Origin of the sequence: Roseisalinus antarcticus, assembly GCF_900172355.1 — a bacterium.
Classification (GTDB): Bacteria; Pseudomonadota; Alphaproteobacteria; order Rhodobacterales; family Rhodobacteraceae; genus Oceanicola; species Oceanicola antarcticus_A.
Map to the genome: position 1 here is coordinate 171,554 of NZ_FWFZ01000001.1, position 16,487 is coordinate 188,040.

General features: G+C 70.1%; 10 protein-coding genes and 1 pseudogene. 8 read left to right on the forward strand and 3 right to left on the reverse strand.

Going from position 1 to position 16,487, the window contains the following annotated elements; all coding sequences use genetic code 11:
* Window positions 1-184 precede the first annotated feature (184 nt).
* Complete coding sequence (locus ROA7023_RS00840) at window positions 185-961, reverse strand: SDR family NAD(P)-dependent oxidoreductase (RefSeq protein WP_085877101.1); 777 nt, start codon at window positions 959-961, stop codon at window positions 185-187.
* 88 nt (window positions 962-1,049) lie between these two features.
* Window positions 1,050-2,387: a formimidoylglutamate deiminase gene (locus ROA7023_RS00845; RefSeq protein WP_085877102.1), complete on the reverse strand. Its 1,338-nt coding sequence runs from the start codon at window positions 2,385-2,387 to the stop codon at window positions 1,050-1,052.
* Window positions 2,388-2,521: 134 nt separating this feature from the next.
* On the opposite strand from ROA7023_RS00845, the gene hutI reads away from it, so the two are divergent.
* The 4 genes and pseudogenes from hutI to hutU all read left to right on the forward strand — a co-directional run bounded on the left by hutI (window position 2,522) and on the right by hutU (window position 7,807).
* The gene (gene hutI / locus ROA7023_RS00850) at window positions 2,522-3,715 is read left to right on the forward strand and encodes an imidazolonepropionase (RefSeq protein WP_085877103.1); all 1,194 of its coding nucleotides are present in this window, start codon (window positions 2,522-2,524) and stop codon (window positions 3,713-3,715) included.
* Window positions 3,708-5,237, forward strand: coding sequence for a histidine ammonia-lyase (gene hutH, locus ROA7023_RS00855; protein ID WP_085877104.1), 1,530 nt, complete (start codon window positions 3,708-3,710; stop codon window positions 5,235-5,237). The genes hutI and hutH overlap by 8 nt, the downstream gene beginning before the upstream one ends.
* Window positions 5,237-6,041: pseudogene (hutG, locus tag ROA7023_RS00860) on the forward strand (N-formylglutamate deformylase). The gene hutH and the pseudogene hutG overlap by 1 nt, the downstream one beginning before the upstream one ends.
* A gap of 71 nt (window positions 6,042-6,112) precedes the next feature.
* A complete protein-coding gene (gene hutU / locus ROA7023_RS00865; protein WP_085877105.1) occupies window positions 6,113-7,807 on the forward strand; it encodes a urocanate hydratase in 1,695 nt (564 codons plus the stop codon).
* A 46-nt stretch (window positions 7,808-7,853) separates the two neighbouring features.
* On the opposite strand, the gene hutC is transcribed toward hutU, so the two are convergent.
* On the reverse strand, window positions 7,854-8,618 hold the full coding sequence (gene hutC, locus ROA7023_RS00870) for a histidine utilization transcriptional repressor HutC (protein ID WP_085877106.1): 765 nt from the start codon (window positions 8,616-8,618) through the stop codon (window positions 7,854-7,856).
* A gap of 170 nt (window positions 8,619-8,788) precedes the next feature.
* Here hutC and ROA7023_RS00875 point away from each other — a divergent pair, with 170 nt between their 5' ends.
* From ROA7023_RS00875 to ROA7023_RS00890, 4 genes are all read left to right on the forward strand, one after another.
* Window positions 8,789-11,302: a cation:proton antiporter gene (locus ROA7023_RS00875; protein ID WP_085877107.1), complete on the forward strand. Its 2,514-nt coding sequence runs from the start codon at window positions 8,789-8,791 to the stop codon at window positions 11,300-11,302.
* A 351-nt stretch (window positions 11,303-11,653) separates the two neighbouring features.
* A complete protein-coding gene (locus tag ROA7023_RS00880; protein WP_085877108.1) occupies window positions 11,654-14,518 on the forward strand; it encodes a monovalent cation/H+ antiporter subunit A in 2,865 nt (954 codons plus the stop codon).
* Window position 14,519: 1 nt separating this feature from the next.
* Window positions 14,520-14,879, forward strand: coding sequence for a Na+/H+ antiporter subunit C (locus ROA7023_RS00885; RefSeq protein ID WP_085877109.1), 360 nt, complete (start codon window positions 14,520-14,522; stop codon window positions 14,877-14,879).
* Window positions 14,876-16,486, forward strand: a complete 1,611-nt coding sequence (locus ROA7023_RS00890) for a monovalent cation/H+ antiporter subunit D (protein WP_085877110.1) — start codon at window positions 14,876-14,878, stop codon at window positions 16,484-16,486. Before ROA7023_RS00885 ends, ROA7023_RS00890 begins: the two co-directional genes overlap by 4 nt.
* The last annotated feature ends 1 nt before the right edge of the window (window position 16,487 follow it).

Sequence of the window (16,487 nt, forward strand, 5' to 3'; positions counted from 1 at the left end):
CCCTTGTTCTGGCATCGCCGCTCGTGGGCGCACGCAAGGCACGTCTTCGGGTGTCCGGACAGGTTTCGACGCCGTCCCGGGGGGCGCGGCCCGCCGTTCGAGGGAGAGCCTATCATCCCCGATCATCTTGTATCGACTTATCACCTGCGCGGCCCTCCGGGACCGGGCAGCGCCACATGCCCGCCTATATTTTCGCCAGAAAGCCGCCGTCGATCACAAGGCATTCTCCGTTGACATAGGCGGCGCTGTCGGAGGCCAGGAATTGCACCGCGCCGGACAGGTCCTCCAGCGCGCCCAGACGGCCCATGGGGATCCGCGCCACCATGCTCTCGACCCAGCTTCTGTCCTCGTAGAACACCCGGGTCATGTCGGTCTCGAAATAGCCCGGCGCGATGGCGTTGACCCGTATCCCCAGCGGCCCCCATTCGGCGGCCAGCGCCCGGGTCATCCCAAGGACACCGGTCTTGGAGGCGCCATAGGGCGTGGCCGTGGGCACTCCGACGAAGGACGTGAGGGACGCGAGGTTGACGATCGCCCCGCCGCCATTTCGGGCCATGATCGCCGCCGCAGCCTGGGCCGTGAAGAAGGCGCCCTTGAGGTTGGTGCCGACGATCCTGTCCCAAAGCGCCTCGTCCACCTCGAGCGAGGGCCGCACCTCCTCGACGCCCGCATTGTTCACCAGCACGTCGACCGGGCCGATCTGCGCGAGCGTGTCACGCACCGCGTTCACGTCCCGCTGGTCGAGCGCCAGGCACCGCACCGCGACCCCGTGCGCCCGCGCCTCGGCGGCGACCTCGTCGAGCGCCCCGGCCCCGCGTGCCGTCAAGACGAGGTCGGCCCCCGCATTGGCGAAGGCCAGCGCGAGGCTGCGGCCGATCCCCCGGCTCGCCCCGGTGACCAGCACCGTCGTGCCTCCGAAATCGAAGCTTGTCCTGCCCCGGGGGCCCCGCGCCTCTGCCATCGGGCACCTCGCCCTGACGTCCATGTATATACAAGACGCTGCCCCCGGGGGCTGCGGGTGTCAATGGCCGGCCGGGGGGCGCCCGGCCTCATGCCATGATCCGGCGCAGGACTGCCCCGAACCGCGCCGCCACCCGCGCGCGGGCGACGTGGCGTCCGTCGCGCACCAGATGGCGGCCCGCGGCCCAGACGTCGCGCACCGCCACGTCGCGGCCAAAGACCCAGCGGTCGATCAGCTGGTCCCCGTCCGGCGCCAGCCCGTGCGGGTCCTCCAGCGCCACCAGGTCCGCCGGGGCGCCGCGTGCCAGCCCCGCGCCGTCTGCCCCCAGCGCCCGCGCCCCGCCGGAGAGCGCCGCCTTGAACAGCCGCCGCCCGGTGGAGCCGCCCTCGGGCGCGAGCACGTTGCGCCGGTGGTGCGCCAGCCGCTGGCCGTATTCCAGAAGCCGCAGCTCTCCGGCCAGATCGACGCGGACATTGCTGTCGGTGCCGATCGCGATGGCGCCGCCCCGGCCCAGGTAGGCCTCGGCCCGAAACAGCCCGTCGCCCAGATTGGCCTCCGTCACCGGGCAGAGGCCCGCGACGGCCCCCGAGGCGGCCAGCGCGGAAATCTCGGGCGCCACCATGTGGGTGGCATGGATCAGGCACCAGGCCTCGGTGACCTCGGCATTCTCGAAGAGCCAGGCGACCGGGCGCTGGCCCAGGACGGCCAGGCATTCCTCGACCTCGCGCTGCTGCTCGGCGATGTGGATGTGGACCGGGCGGCCCGGCAGGGCTTCGGCCAGGGCGTTCAGATCGGCGGAGGTCGCCGCGCGCAGCGAATGGGGCGCATAGCCCACCCGGTCCTGCGGCCGTACGGCCATCGCGTCGCAACGCTTCACCAGCTCTGCAAAGCCCGCCAGATCATGCACAAAGCGCCGCTGGCCCGGGGTCGCGGGCTGCGGGCCGAACCCGCCATGGGCATAGAACACCGGCAGATGGGTCAGCGCGATCCCGGTCTCGGCGGCGGCAGCGAAGATCCGGCCCGACATCTCCGCGGGGTCGGCATAGGCCCCGCCGTCCGGATCGTGGTGCAGGTAGTGGAATTCGCCGACCCGCACGTAGCCGGCCTCGAGCATCTCGACATAGGCCATCTCGGCCAGCGCCTGCATCCCGTCGGGGTCTATGGTCAGGGCGAAGCGGTACATCATGTCGCGCCAGGTCCAGAAGCTGTCCTGCGCCAGGCCGCGCGCCTCCGTCAGCCCGGCGAACCCGCGTTGGAAGGCGTGGGAATGCACGTTGGCCATCCCCGGCAACAGGGCGGCGACGCGGATGTCGCCCGGCTCCGGCTGCGTGTCGGGGCGCAGATCGTCGATCCGGTCCCCCGCGAGGGTGAGCCGAACATCCGTTGCCCAACCCGCGGGCGTCAGCGCCCGGTCTGCAAAGATCATTTCCGCCCCCCTGTCGCGTTTCGTCAACTGCGCGAGAACTGCGCGAGGCCCGCACTTTCCGGCTTTCCCGCACGCCTGATTATGTATATACTTATTGGCACCACAAGGCAATTTCAAAATCCTGGGGAAGCGCGATGTCCGACAGCAAGATCTGGAGAAACGCGCGCCTCGCCGACGCGCCACCGGATGGGCCCGGCCTCGTGGATATCGCGGTGGGCGGCGGGCGGATCACGGCCGTCGGCCCCGCCCTGCCCCGTGAGGGTGCGCAGGAGATCGACTGCGAGGGCCGCCTGGTGACGCCGGCCTTCATCGACTGCCACAGCCACATCATCCACGGCGGCGATCGCACCGGCGAGTTCGAGAGGCGGCTGGAGGGCGCGACCTACCAGGAGATCACCCGGGCGGGCGGGGGCATCGCGGCCTCTGTCCGGGCCACCCGGGCGATGGACGTGGACGCGCTGATCGCCGCGTCCCTGCCCCGGATCGACGCGCTGCTGGCGGAGGGCTGCTCCACGCTGGAGATCAAGTCCGGCTATGGCCTGTCGATCGGGGCCGAGCTGACCATGCTGCGCGCCGCCCGCCGGATCGCCACGCTGCGGCCCCTGCGGGTGCGCACCACATGGCTCGCGGCCCACGCCATGCCCCCCGGCGAAACGGGCAGCAAGGCCGACTACATCCGCGAGGTGGCGATCGCGGGGCTGGAGCAGGCCCATGCCGAGGGGCTGGTCGATGCCGTCGACGCCTTCTGCGAGGGCATCGCCTTTTCCGCCGACGAGATAGCGCCGCTGTTCGAGCGTGCGGCCAGCCTCGGCCTGCCGGTCAAGCTGCATACCGAACAGCTGACCCGCTCTGGCGGCACGCAGCTGGCCGCGCGGCACGGCGCCCTGTCAGTAGATCATTTCGAATACGCCACCGCCGAGGATGTGGCGGCGATCCGCGCCTCGGGCAGTGTCGCGGTGCTGCTGCCCGGCGCGTTCTACATGCTGCGCGAGACACAGGTCCCGCCGGTGGCGGCCCTGCGCGAGGCGGGCGTGCCGATGGCACTCGCGACCGATGCCAACCCCGGCACCTCGCCGCTGACCTCGCTGCTGCTGGCGATGAACATGGGGGCGGTCCTCTTCGGCATGACCGTGCGCGAATGCCTCGACGGCGTCACCTGCCACGCCGCCCGTGCCCTGGGCCTGCAGGCCGAGACCGGCCGCATCGCGCCGGGCCTCTCGGCCGATTTCACCCTCTGGGACGCCGAGCGGCCGGCGGAGCTGGTCGGGCGCCTCGGGCTCAACCCGCTTCGGTCCCATGTGCATCAGGGAACCGTCACCGATGTCTGAAACGCTCGTCCCCGGCGCGACATCCCTGCGCACATTGTCGAAGATCTATTGGTCGGGCGGCGGCGCCACCCTCGACGCGGGCGCGGACGCGGGCATCAGGCGGGCCGCCGCACGGATCGCCGAGGTCGCCGCCGGCACGGCACCCGTCTATGGCGTCAACACAGGCTTCGGCAAGCTCGCCTCGATCCGGATCGCCGCGGCGGACGTGACCCGGCTGCAGCGCAACCTGATCCTGAGCCATTGCTGCGGCGTGGGCGAGCCGCTGGCCCCCGAGATCGTGCGCCTGATCATGGTCCTCAAGCTGATGTCGCTGGGCCGCGGCGCCTCGGGCGTGCGGCCCGAACTGGTCACGCTGATGCAGCGGATGCTGGCCGCGGGGGTGCTGCCGGTGATCCCGGAAAAGGGCTCTGTCGGGGCGTCGGGCGATCTGGCGCCGTTGGCCCACATGGCGGCCGCGATGATCGGCGAGGGCGAGGCGCTGTTTCAGGGCACGCGCTTGCCCGCCGCAAAGGCCATGGCCCGTGCCGGCCTGACCCCGATGGAGCTTTCGGCGAAGGAGGGGCTGGCGCTGATCAACGGCACCCAGGTCTCGACCGCGCTGGCGCTGGCGGGGCTCTTTCGGGCGGAACGTGCGCTGCAGGCCGCGCTGGTCACCGGCGCGCTCAGCACCGATGCGGCCATGGGCTCCACCGCGCCCTTCGCCGCCGAGATCCACGACTTGCGCGGCCACCGCGGCCAGATCGAGGTCGCGGCCAGCCTGCGGGCGCTTCTGGACGGCTCCGAGATCCGCGCCAGCCATCTGGACAATGACGAACGGGTGCAGGACCCCTATTGCCTGCGCTGCTATCCCCAGGTCGCGGGCGCCTGTCTCGACCTGTTGCGGCAGGTCGCCCGGACCCTCGGGATCGAGGCCAACGCCGCCACCGACAACCCCCTCGTGCTGTCGAACGGCGATGTGGTCTCGGGCGGGAATTTCCATGCCGAGCCGGTGGCCTTCGCCGCCGACCAGATCGCCCTCGCCCTGGCCGAGATCGGCGCGATAAGCCAGCGCCGCATCGCCTTGCTTGTGGATCCGGCGCTCAGCCACGGCCTGCCCGCGTTCCTGTCGCCGCGCCCGGGGCTGAACTCCGGCCTGATGATCGCCGAGGTCACCTCGGCCGCGCTGATGAGCGAGAACAAGCAGATGGCGCATCCCGCCTCGATCGATTCGACGCCGACCTCCGCCAACCAGGAGGACCATGTCTCTATGGCCTGCCACGGGGCGCGGCGGCTGCTGCCGATGACCGGCAACCTGTTTCACATCATCGGCATCGAGGCCATGGCCGGGGCCCAGGGCATGGCCCTGCGCGGCGGGCTGCGGACCTCGCCGGCGCTGGAGCGCGTCGTCGCGCGGCTGCGCGAGGACGTAGCCGAGCTGGGCGACGACCGCTACCTGGCCCCGGACCTTGCGATGGCCGCCGGCCTGGTCGAGGCCGGCGCATTGGCCGCGCCGGCCCGTGACGCGCTGCCGGAGGTCTTCTGATGGAGCCGGTCCGCGTCACCGAAGGCGACAGCCCGCTGGTGCTGGGCTTTCCCCATGTGGGCACCCATGTGCCGCCCGAGGTGGCCGCGGGGCTGAACGCCGAGGGCCGGGTCCTGCGCGACACCGACTGGCATATTGAGACGCTCTATGCGGACATTGTGCCCGGGGCCACCACGGTCGAGGCCCGGTTTCACCGCTATGTCGTGGACGCCAACCGCGACCCGTCCGGCGCCTCGCTCTATCCCGGGCAGTCGACGACCGGGCTGGTGCCGCTGACCACTTTCGACAACCGGCCGATCTGGCGCGAGGGCGCGGCCCCCGATGCAGACCAGGTCGCCCGGCGGCGCGACAGCTTCCATGCGCCATACCATGCGGCGCTGGCGGCACAGCTTGCCCGGGTCAAGGCGCGGCACGGCTATGCGGTGCTTCATGATTGCCACTCGATCCGGTCGCAGATCCCCTGGCTCTTCGAGGGCGTGCTGCCCGATTTCAACATCGGCACCGACATGGGCCGCACCTGTGCGCCCGCGATCGAGGCCGCCGCCCTGGCCGCCTGCGAGGCCACCGGGCGGAGCACCGTGCTCAACGGGCGCTTCCGGGGGGGGCTGGACGACGCGGCACTACGGCCGGCCCGAGGCCGGCATCCACGCGATCCAGATGGAACTGGCCCAGCAGAGCCACCTGGCCGCGGAGGCCCCGCCCTTCGACCTCTCTCCCCGGCGCAGCGCGGTTCTGCGCCCGCAGCTGGCCGGGGTGCTGACCGCGATCCTGGCCGCGGCGCGGGCGCTTGCCCGGCCCGGTTGACCCATCTCCGCCGCCACTCTCCCCGGCGACCTGACCGCAGCCCACCTGCGCCCCACCCGAAAGGATTTCCCATGACCGATCCCCGGCACAACATGCGGGACATCTTCCCCCCGACCGGACCCGAGCTCTCGGCCAAGAGCTGGCAGACCGAGGCGCCGCTCCGGATGCTGATGAACAACCTGCACCCGGACGTGGCCGAAAACCCGCACGAGTTGGTGGTCTACGGCGGTATCGGCCGGGCCGCGCGAACCTGGGACGATTTCGATGTCATCGTCGAAAGCCTCAGGGACCTGGAGGCCGACGAGACGCTGGTGGTCCAGTCGGGCAAGCCGATCGCCATCGTCCGCACCCACGAGGACGCGCCCCGGGTGCTGATCGCCAATTCCAACCTGGTGCCCCGCTGGGCGACCTGGGACCATTTCAACGCGCTCGATCGCAAGGGGCTGATGATGTACGGCCAGATGACCGCCGGGTCCTGGATCTACATCGGCACGCAGGGCATCGTGCAGGGCACGTTCGAGACCTTCGCCGAGGCCGGGCGGCAGCATTACGACGGCGACCTCGCGGGCCGCTGGATCCTGACCGGGGGACTGGGCGGCATGGGCGGGGCGCAGCCGCTGGCCGCGGTCATGGCGGGCGCCTGCTGTCTGGCCGTGGAATGCGACGAGACCCGCGCCGATTTCCGCATCCGCACCGGCTATTGCGACGAAAAGGCCCGGACGCTGGACGACGCGCTTGCGATGATCGACCGCTGGACCGGGGCGGGCGAGGCCAAATCCGTCGCCCTTATCGGCAATGCCGCCGACATCTTCCCCGAGATCCTGCGGCGGATGCAGGACGGCGCCCCCCTGCCCGGCGGCCGCCCGGACATCGTGACCGACCAGACCTCGGCCCACGACCCGGTGCACGGCTACCTGCCCCAGGGCTGGAGCGTCGCGGAGTGGCGCAGCAAGCAGGAGACCGCGCCGAAAGAGGTCGAGGCCGCCGCCAAACACTCCATGCGGGTGCATGTCGCGGCGATGGTCGACTTCTGGAACGCCGGGGTGCCGACGCTGGATTACGGCAACAACATCCGGCAGGTCGCGCTGGACGAGGGGCTGGCGGATGCCTTTGCCTTCCCCGGTTTCGTGCCCGCCTATATCCGGCCGCTGTTCTGTCGGGGGATCGGGCCGTTCCGCTGGGTGGCGCTGTCGGGCGACCCCGAGGACATCTACAAGACCGACGCCGCGATGAAGCGGCTCTTTCCCGAGAACGCGCATCTGCACCGCTGGCTCGACATGGCCCGTGCGCGCATCGCCTTCCAGGGCCTGCCGGCGCGGATCTGCTGGATCGGCCTGGGGGACCGGCACCGCGCGGGGCTGATGTTCAACGAGATGGTCGCCAGCGGAGAGCTCAAGGCCCCCGTCGTCATCGGCCGAGACCACCTCGATTCCGGCTCCGTCGCCTCACCCAACCGCGAGACCGAGGCGATGAAGGACGGCTCCGACGCGGTGTCCGACTGGCCGCTGCTGAACGCGCTGGTCAACACCGCGTCCGGCGCGACCTGGGTCTCGCTGCACCACGGCGGCGGCGTCGGCATGGGATATTCGCAGCACGCCGGCGTGGTGATCTGCGCCGACGGCACGCCCGAGGCCGCGAGGCGGCTGGAGCGGGTGCTGTGGAACGATCCGGCCTCGGGCGTCTGGCGCCACGCGGACGCAGGCTATGAAAGCGCCAGGGAGTGCGCCCGGGCGCATGGGCTGCGCCTGCCCCGGATCCTGGGCTGATCCCGCACCCCGGGCAGGGGCGCGCGGGCCTCTCGCGGCCCGGCCGTCAGCCGCCGGTCTCCGGCGCGGCGCCGTCCTGCGCCGCCTTCGGCTCGAACTCCGCCGTCAGCTGGAACGCCTCGCCGGGATAGAGCAGCCGGGCGTAGGTGACCCAGTCGCCGCCGATCTCGGTCTTGCGCAGGATCTCCAGGCAGGCGGTGCCGTCGGGCAGGTCGAGCCGGCCCGCGTCGCGGCCGTGCACGTTGACCGCCCGGACGGAATTGCGCGCCGTGCTCCAGGGCATGGTCTGCAACAGCCAGCTGCCCGGGACCTCGCGGTCGAACCCCACGCCTTGCGCCCCGGGCACGACGTGCAGGTTGATCGCCCGCATCTCGAAGCAGAACGGCTCGTCATCGGCGAAATGCACGCCGCTGAGGCTCAGCGCATCCTCGGGAACCGACGCCCGTCGCACCCCCAGCAGTCGCAGGTCGGCCGCACCGAGCTTGCGGACCTCCCGCGCGTCGAGGCGCCAGCGATGCCGCCGCCCCAGGGCCGCGACCTCGTCGGCGACATTGTTGATGGCCATCACCGCCGACTGGGTCCGGGCCTTGGCCACGAAGGTCCCGCTGCGCCGTCGGCGCACGACATAGCCGTCCTGGGCAAGCTGGGTCAGCACCTTGTTCATCGTCATCCGCGAGACGCAGAACTGCGCGGCAAGGTCGGTTTCCCTGTCGAGCTGGAACCCCGGCGGCCAGGCCCCGCTGACGATCTTCTGCAGCAGCGCGTCGAGGATCCTGGAGTGATGGGTCTCCTGCCCCTTCGGATGTCCCATGCCTGCCTGTTCCCTTCGTAGCTCCCGCCCCTCGCGAAATATGTATACACAAATGACCGGGCTCGCAAAGCATGCGCCGCCCGACCCTGTCCGCCGGCGGGGCCCGGACCTTGCCGCCACGGAAACCGCGATGAGTTTCCGAGCGCGGGAAATTCGTTTAGGCGCTTTTCATGGACATCGTCTTGATCACGGCGGTCATCGCCTCGCTCTTTCTCGTCATCGGCACCGCAGAGCCGTTGGCCGCGCGGCTGCGGCTGCCCTACAGCGTGATCCTCGCGATCATCGGCATCCTGATCGGCTCGGCCGCAACCTTCTTTCTGCGCACCGAGCTGACCGATGCGCTGAACCCGGTGGCCGAGGCGATCCTGGGGCTGCCGATCCGGTCCAACGTCTTTCTCTACGTGTTCCTGCCCACGCTGCTGTTCCAGGCGACGCTGGGGATGAACCTGCGCCGGATGCTCGACGACTGGGTGCCGATCATGGTGCTGGCGGTGGTCGCGGTCGTGGTGGCGACGCTCAGCGTGGGCTACGCGCTGGCCTGGGCCAGCGCGCTGCCGCTGGCGGCCTGCCTGCTGATCGGCGCGATCGTGTCGACGACCGACCCCTCGGCGGTGGTCTCGATCTTCCGCTCGATCTCGGCCCCGCGCCGGCTGGCCCGGATCATCGAGGGCGAGAGCCTGCTGAACGACGCCGCGGCCATCGCGCTCTTTGGCCTGTTCATGGGCTTCGTGATGCTGGGCGTGCCGGACCCCGAGCTTGGCGAGGCGCTGGCGAGGTTCCCGGTCCTGATCGCGGGCGGCGCCGCGACCGGGTGGCTGTCGGCCCATGCCGCGATCCGGATCATGACGCTGTTCAGCAACCACGAGCGGGCGCAGATCTCGGTCTCGGTCGCCCTGCCCTACCTGGCCTATATCGGCGCGGAGCAAAGCATCGGCGCCTCGGGCGTCATCGCCGTGGTCGCCGCCGGGCTGACGCTGAACCTGACCGGGCCCGGCCGCCTGCCCCCGCAGGCCTGGAGCAATCTGCGCGAGGTCTGGGACCTGATGGCCCATTGGGCCGGGGCGCTGATCTTCATCCTCGCCGCGCTGCTGATCCCGCGCCTGCTCGAAGGGGTGCGGATCGGCGATTTCGCCCTGATCGGCGTGGTGATCCTCGCCGCGATCGCGGCCCGCGCCGTGATCCTGTTCGGGCTGCTGCCGCTGCTGGCGCTGGTGCGGATCTCGCCCCCGGTCGAGCGGCCCTACCGCGCGGCGATCCTCTGGGGCGGGCTGCGCGGCGCCGTGACCCTGGCCCTCGCGCTCGCCGTGACCGAGAGCTTTCGGGTGCCGGTGGAGGTCAAGCGCGTGGTCGGCATCCTGGCCACCGGCTTTACCCTGTTCACGCTGATCGTCCAGGGCACGACGCTGCGCCCGGTGATCGGCTGGCTCGGGCTCGACCGGCTGTCGCCGATGGACGAGGCGCTGTCGCGCCAGGTCGTGGCCGTGGCGCTTCAGACCGTGCGCGAGGACGTGGCGCGCACCACCGAGGATTACAAACTGACACATGAGACCGTCCGGTCGGAGGCCAAGATCTTCGGCGACCGCCTCGACGAGGCGGTGCGGACCGCCGAGGCCCGCGCCGGCATCCTCGACCGCGACCGGGTCACCCTGGGCCTGATCGCGCTGGCCGGCCACGAGCGCGACATGATCCTGGTCCGGGTCCGGGAACGGACGATTTCGGCCCGGATGGCCGAGCAGGTCCTGTCGGACGCGGACCGGCTGATCGAGGGGGCCCGCACCGGCGGGCGCAGCGGCTATACCCGGATCGCGCGACGCTCGGTCGCCTATGGCCGGACCTTCCGCGCGGCCGTCGCCCTGCACAGCCGGATCGGCATTTCGGGGCCGCTGGTCCGGCTGACCGCCGACCGGTTCGAGCTGTTGCTGTCGCAGCGCCTGATCCTGCGCGATCTCGACGCCTTCATCGACGGGCGCATCCGGCGGATCCACGGCCGCCGGGTCGCCGACCTTCTGCACGACCTGCTCGCGCGGCGGACAGACTCGGTCAAGACCGCGCTCGAGGGGCTGCGCCTGCAATACCCGGGCTATGCCGAAGAGCTGGAACGCCGGTTCATCCGGCGCACCGCCCTGCGGCTGGAAGAGCGCGAATACCTCGCCATGCGCGAGGACGGGCTGATCGGCGCCGAGGTCTATACCACCCTGATCCAGGACCTGGTCGCGCGCCGGACCGTGGCCGAGGCGCGCCCGCCCCTCGACATCACCCTGCAGCGGCTGGACCTGGTGCGGCAGCTTCCGCTGTTCTCGGATCTCGACGAGACCGCGCTCAAACGGCTGGGCCGCGCCTTGCAGACGCGGCACGTGAACGCGGGCGCGGTGGTGCTGCGCAAGGACGCCGCGGCCAAGGGGGTCTATTTCATCGCCTCCGGCGCGGTCGAGCTGGAAAGTTCCGGCCAGACCTGGCGGCTGGGCCGGGGGCAGATGTTCGGCCAGGTCGCCATCCTGATGCGCAACCCGCGCCGGGCCGAGGCGCGGGCCATCGCGCCTTCGACCCTGCTGCTGCTCGACGTGGTCCGCTTCCGGTCCCTGCTGAAAAAGAGCGCGGCCCTGCAGAAGGCGGTCCGCGCCAGCGCCGAGCATCGCGGGATCGACCCCGACAAGCTTTTCGCCGACATCCCGCAGGAGGGCTGAGCGCCCCGCCCCGCCCCCCCGCGCAGGCGGGCCGGGGCGGCGCTGGCCGCCCGGAGCCGAAGCGGAGGGCGATGAATTGCCGCGCAAAGCGCACAGATCGCAGGCACCGGGCCTTTGCCCCTGCGCCGCGCATCGGGCCTTTGCCTCCGCGCCGCGCATCGGGCGACGCGGGCCGAGGCTCGCGCCTCCGGCGCCCCTCCCGTCCAGGTGCGGCAAGGCGTCCGGCCCGGCCGGAGGGGCCGAAAAAAACGACCCCGCCAGCCTTGCTTCCCTTGAGGTCCCGGCAAAAATCCCACAAAAAGGCTCAACATTTCCGGCCCCGAGTGCCAGACCCGTAGATCAGGAGTTCGCGTGTCCCTCTTCCTTGTCGTCGCTCTGCCGTTCCTTGGCGCCCTGCTGCCCGGCCTGATGAATTCCGCGGGCCGCCAGGCCTGCGCCGTCGTCACCTTCATGGTCAGCCTGCTCGCGCTGATCGGGCTGCTGACCCATCTTCCCGCCGTCCTCGCCGGAGAGCTGGTGACCGCGCGGCTCGACTGGATGCCGATGCTGGGGCTCAACGTGACGCTGATGCTCGACGGGTTGGGGTTCTTCTTTGCCTGCCTGATCCTCGGCATCGGGCTGCTGATCATCGCCTACGCCCGGTTCTACCTCGCCCGCGAGGACAACATGGGCGAGTTCTTCACCTACCTGTTGCTGTTCCAGGGCGCGATGGTCGGCATCGTCCTCAGCGACAACATCCTGCTTTTGCTGGTGTTCTGGGAGCTGACCTCGCTGTCCTCCTTCCTGCTCATCGGCTATTGGAAGCACCTGCCCGAGGGCCGGCAGGGCGCGCGCATGGCGCTGACCGTGACCAGCATGGGCGGGCTTGCGATGATCGCCGGCATGCTGCTGCTGGGCCAGATCGCGGGCAGCTACGACCTCAGCGTGATCCTGCAGAACCGCGAGGCGATCCAGGCATCGCCGCTCTATCTGCCGGCGCTGATCCTGATCCTGCTGGGCTGCTTCACCAAGTCCGCACAGTTCCCGTTCCATTTCTGGCTGCCCCATGCGATGGCAGCGCCCACGCCGGTGTCGGCCTATCTGCATTCGGCCACCATGGTGAAGGCCGGCATCTTCCTGATGGCGCGGATGTGGCCGGTGCTGTCGGGCACGCCCGAATGGTTCGCCATCGTCACCACGGCCGGGCTGATCACCATGGTCCTCGGCGCCGTCATCGGCCTGTTCAAGCATGACCTCAAGGCGCTTCTGGCGTTCTCGACCGTGTCGCACCTGGGCCTGATCACCATGCTTCTGGGCACTGGCACGGCGTTCGGCGCGATGGCGGCGGTGTTCCACATCCTCAACCATGCGACCTTCAAGGCGGCGCTGTTCATGTCGGCGGGCATCATCGACCACGAGGCCCATACCCGCGACATCCGCCGCCTTGGCGGGCTGCGCCGGCTGATGCCGATCACCTGCGTCATCGCGTCCGTGGCGGCGCTGTCGATGGCGGGGATTCCGCTGCTCAACGGCTTCCTGTCCAAGGAAATGATGCTGGAAGAGGCCTGGCACACGACGCTCTTCGACAGCCACTGGCTGGTGCCGGGGCTGGCCACGGTCGGGGCGCTGTTTTCGGCGGCCTACAGCTTTCGGCTGATCGGGCATGTGTTCCTGGGCCCGGTGCGCGACGATTACCCCGCCAAGCCCCACGACCCCGGCCCGGGCCTGTGGCTGCCGCCCGCCCTGCTGGTGGTGCTGGTGGTGGCGATCGGCGTCGCGCCGTTCCTGGCCGAGCCCTTCGTCAAGCTGGTGACTGCCTCTGTCCTGGGCACCGCCGCCGAAGTGCCGAGTGCGTATCTCAAGATCTGGCACGGGCTGGTGCCCGCGCTTTACATGTCGATCATCGCGGTGCTGGGCGGTCTGCTGATGCTGGCGATCTTCAATCCCGCCCTGCGCCTTTGGGACCGCACCCCGCGCCCCGAGGCCAAGGTGATCTTCGAGGCGATCATCGCGGCCGCCGTGGCGCTGGCCCGTGGCGTGATCCACCGCCTGCACAACGGGGCGTTCTCGCGCTATGCCGCGATCATGGCGGTCACCGTCGTGGCCGTGGCCTATCATGCCTGGGCCACCGGCACGGTCGGCCCGGTCACCCGCGCCCCCCAGCCGGCCAACGCGTTGCAGATCGCGGGGTGGCTGATGCTGGTCGCGGCAAGCTGTGCGCTGGCGCTGCTGCACCGCAACCGGCTGCTGTCGCTGATCCTGATCGGGATCGTCGGGCTGGTCGTGTCGGTCGGCTTCGTCTATTTCAGCGCCCCCGACCTTGCGATGACTCAGCTGACCGTCGAGGTGGTGACCATCATCCTGCTGCTGCTCGCGCTGAACCTGCTGCCGAACCGGACCCCGGTCGAAAGCAGCATCCTGCGCCGGACCCGCGATACGGTCGTGGCGGTGGCCGGCGGCCTGGGGGCGATGGCGCTGTCCTATCACTATCTGCTGCGCGACACCGTGGCGCCCAGCATCTCGGAGTTCCACCTCGCCAATTCCTACAAGGGCGGGGGCGGCACCAACGTGGTCAACGTGATCCTCGTGGATTTCCGGGGCTTCGACACCTACGGCGAGATCATCGTCCTCGGCATCGCCGCCCTGCTGATCTATGCGCTGACCGAGACGCTGCTGTCGGGGCCGGTGCGCGCCCGGCTGCTGAACCGCAAACCCGACAAGCCCCTGGCCGGCGACATGCACCCGATGATGATGGTGGTCGTGGCCCGGGTCATCATGCCCGTGGTGCTGATGGTGGCCTTCTACATCTTCCTGCGCGGCCATAACGAGCCCGGCGGCGGCTTCATCGCGGGGCTTGTCGCCTCCATCGCGGTGGTGATGCAATACATGTCCAGCGGCTTTGCCTGGACCTCGGCGCGGCTGCGCTATCCCTATCACGGGGTGATCGGGGCCGGAGTGCTGATCGCGGGGCTCACCGGCATCGGGTCGTGGTTCGTGGGCAAGCCGTTCCTGACCTCGGATTACACCTATGTCCGGATCCCGCCGTTCCAAGAGTTCGAGCTGGCGACCGCGGCGCTGTTCGATCTGGGGGTTTTCCTTGCGGTGGTGGGCGCGGTGATGCTGTCGCTCGAGAGCTTCTCGCGGCTGGCGCGCCGGGCCCGCGTGCCCGAGGCCGAGCATCCGATGGACATCGACCCCTCGCGGGAGATGCCCGACCCCAAGACGGCGGGAGTGTGACATGGAATTTCTGGTTGCTTCCGCGATCGGCGTGCTGACCGCCACCGGCCTCTACCTCGTGCTGCGGCTACGCAGTTTCCCGGTGATCATGGGGATCTCGCTGCTGACCTACGCGGTGAACGTGTTCCTCTTCGCCTCCGGTCGGCTGACCGTCGGTGCGCCGCCGATCCTGGGGGATGCCACGAGCTACACCGACCCGCTGCCGCAGGCGCTGGTGCTGACCGCGATCGTGATCTCGTTCGGGATGACGGCGGTCGTGGTGATGATCGCGCTGGGGGCCTATCTCGGGGCCGATGACGACCACGTGAACGACCCGCCCCCCCCGCCGGACGGCACCACCCCGGCCGAGGACGCGCAATGACACACTGGATCATTCTTCCCGTCGTCCTGCCGGCGTTCCTGGCGCCGTTCATCGTGCTGGCCGCGCGGTTTCACATCAACATCCAGCGGACGATCTCTGTCGCGGGCGGCCTCGCCATGGTGGCCATCGGCGCGGCGCTGTCGTGGCAGGCCGCGGACGGGACCGTGACGCTCTACCAGCTCGGCGACTGGGCCGCGCCGTTCGGCATCGTGCTGGTGGCCGACCGGCTGTCGGCGCTGATGGTGCTGCTGACGGCGGTGCTGGCGCTGTTCGTGATGCTTTATGCCATCGGGTCGGGCTGGGACAATCGGGCGCGGCATTTCCACGCCCTCTTCCAGTTCCAGATCATGGGCATCATGGGCGCCTTCCTGACCGGCGACCTCTTCAACCTCTTCGTGTTCTTCGAGGTGCTGCTGATCGCCTCCTACGGGCTGATGATCCACACCGGGGGCACGCGGCGGCTGCGGGCGGGGGTTCAATACGTGCTCTTCAACCTGCTCGGCTCCACCCTGTTCCTGTTCGCGCTGGGGTCGATCTATGCCGAGACCGGCACGCTCAACATGGCCGACCTCGCGCAGCGCGTGCAGCTGATCGACCCTTCGGCGACAGTCGGCATCCGGGTGGCGGCGATGCTGCTGCTGCTGGTCTTCGCGATCAAGGCCGCGCTCGTGCCGCTGCATTTCTGGCTGCCGTCGAGCTATGCCGAGGCGCCCGGGCCCGTGGCCGCCCTCTTCGCGATCATGACCAAGGTCGGCGCATATGCGATCATCCGGGTCTACACCCTGGTCTTCCCGCCCGAGCTCGCGGTGACGTCGGGCCTGCACGAGGCCTGGCTGCTGCCCGCGGCGCTGATCTCGCTCGCAATCGGCATGGTGGGCGTGCTGGCGGCGCGGCAGCTGGACCGGCTGGTGGCCTTCTCGGTGATCGGCTCGATGGGGATGGTGATGATCTCGATCGCGCTTTTCACGCCAGAGGCGTTGGCCGCCGCGCTCTACTACATCATCCATTCGACGCTGGCCGCGGGGGCGCTGTTCCTGATCGCGGACCTGGTGCGGTCGGGCCGGCGGAACCTGGACCTCGTGGCCCAGCCACCCGTGGCCGGGGCCGCGCTGACTGCGGGGCTGTTCTTTGCCGCCGCGATCGCAATGGCCGGGCTACCGCCGCTCTCTGGCTTTCTGGGCAAGCTGCTGATCCTCGATGCCGCCTTCGACAGCGCCCACATGCGCTGGATCTGGGCCGTGGTTCTGGGCTCCAGCCTGATCGCGGTCGTGGGCTTTTCCCGGGCGGGCAGCGTCGTCTTCTGGAAGGCCCAAAGCCTGCGGCCCGACCCGGACGCGGCGCCCGACACCCCCGCCCCGCCCCGGCCGGCGGTGCTGTCCTACGTGGCGGTGGGCGGGCTGATCGCGCTGCTGGTCGCGCATACTGTCTTGGCCGGGCCGGCGACGCGCTTTACCGCCGCCATCGCCGGCCAGCTCTTCGCGCCCGACGCATACCTGTCGACCGTGCTGGAGACACCGGGCAAGCTCTCCGACTACGAGGCGGGCGCGGATGACTACGGGTCCGGGACCCACGGCGCGGATGCCGCCACCGACGAGGAGGGACATTGAC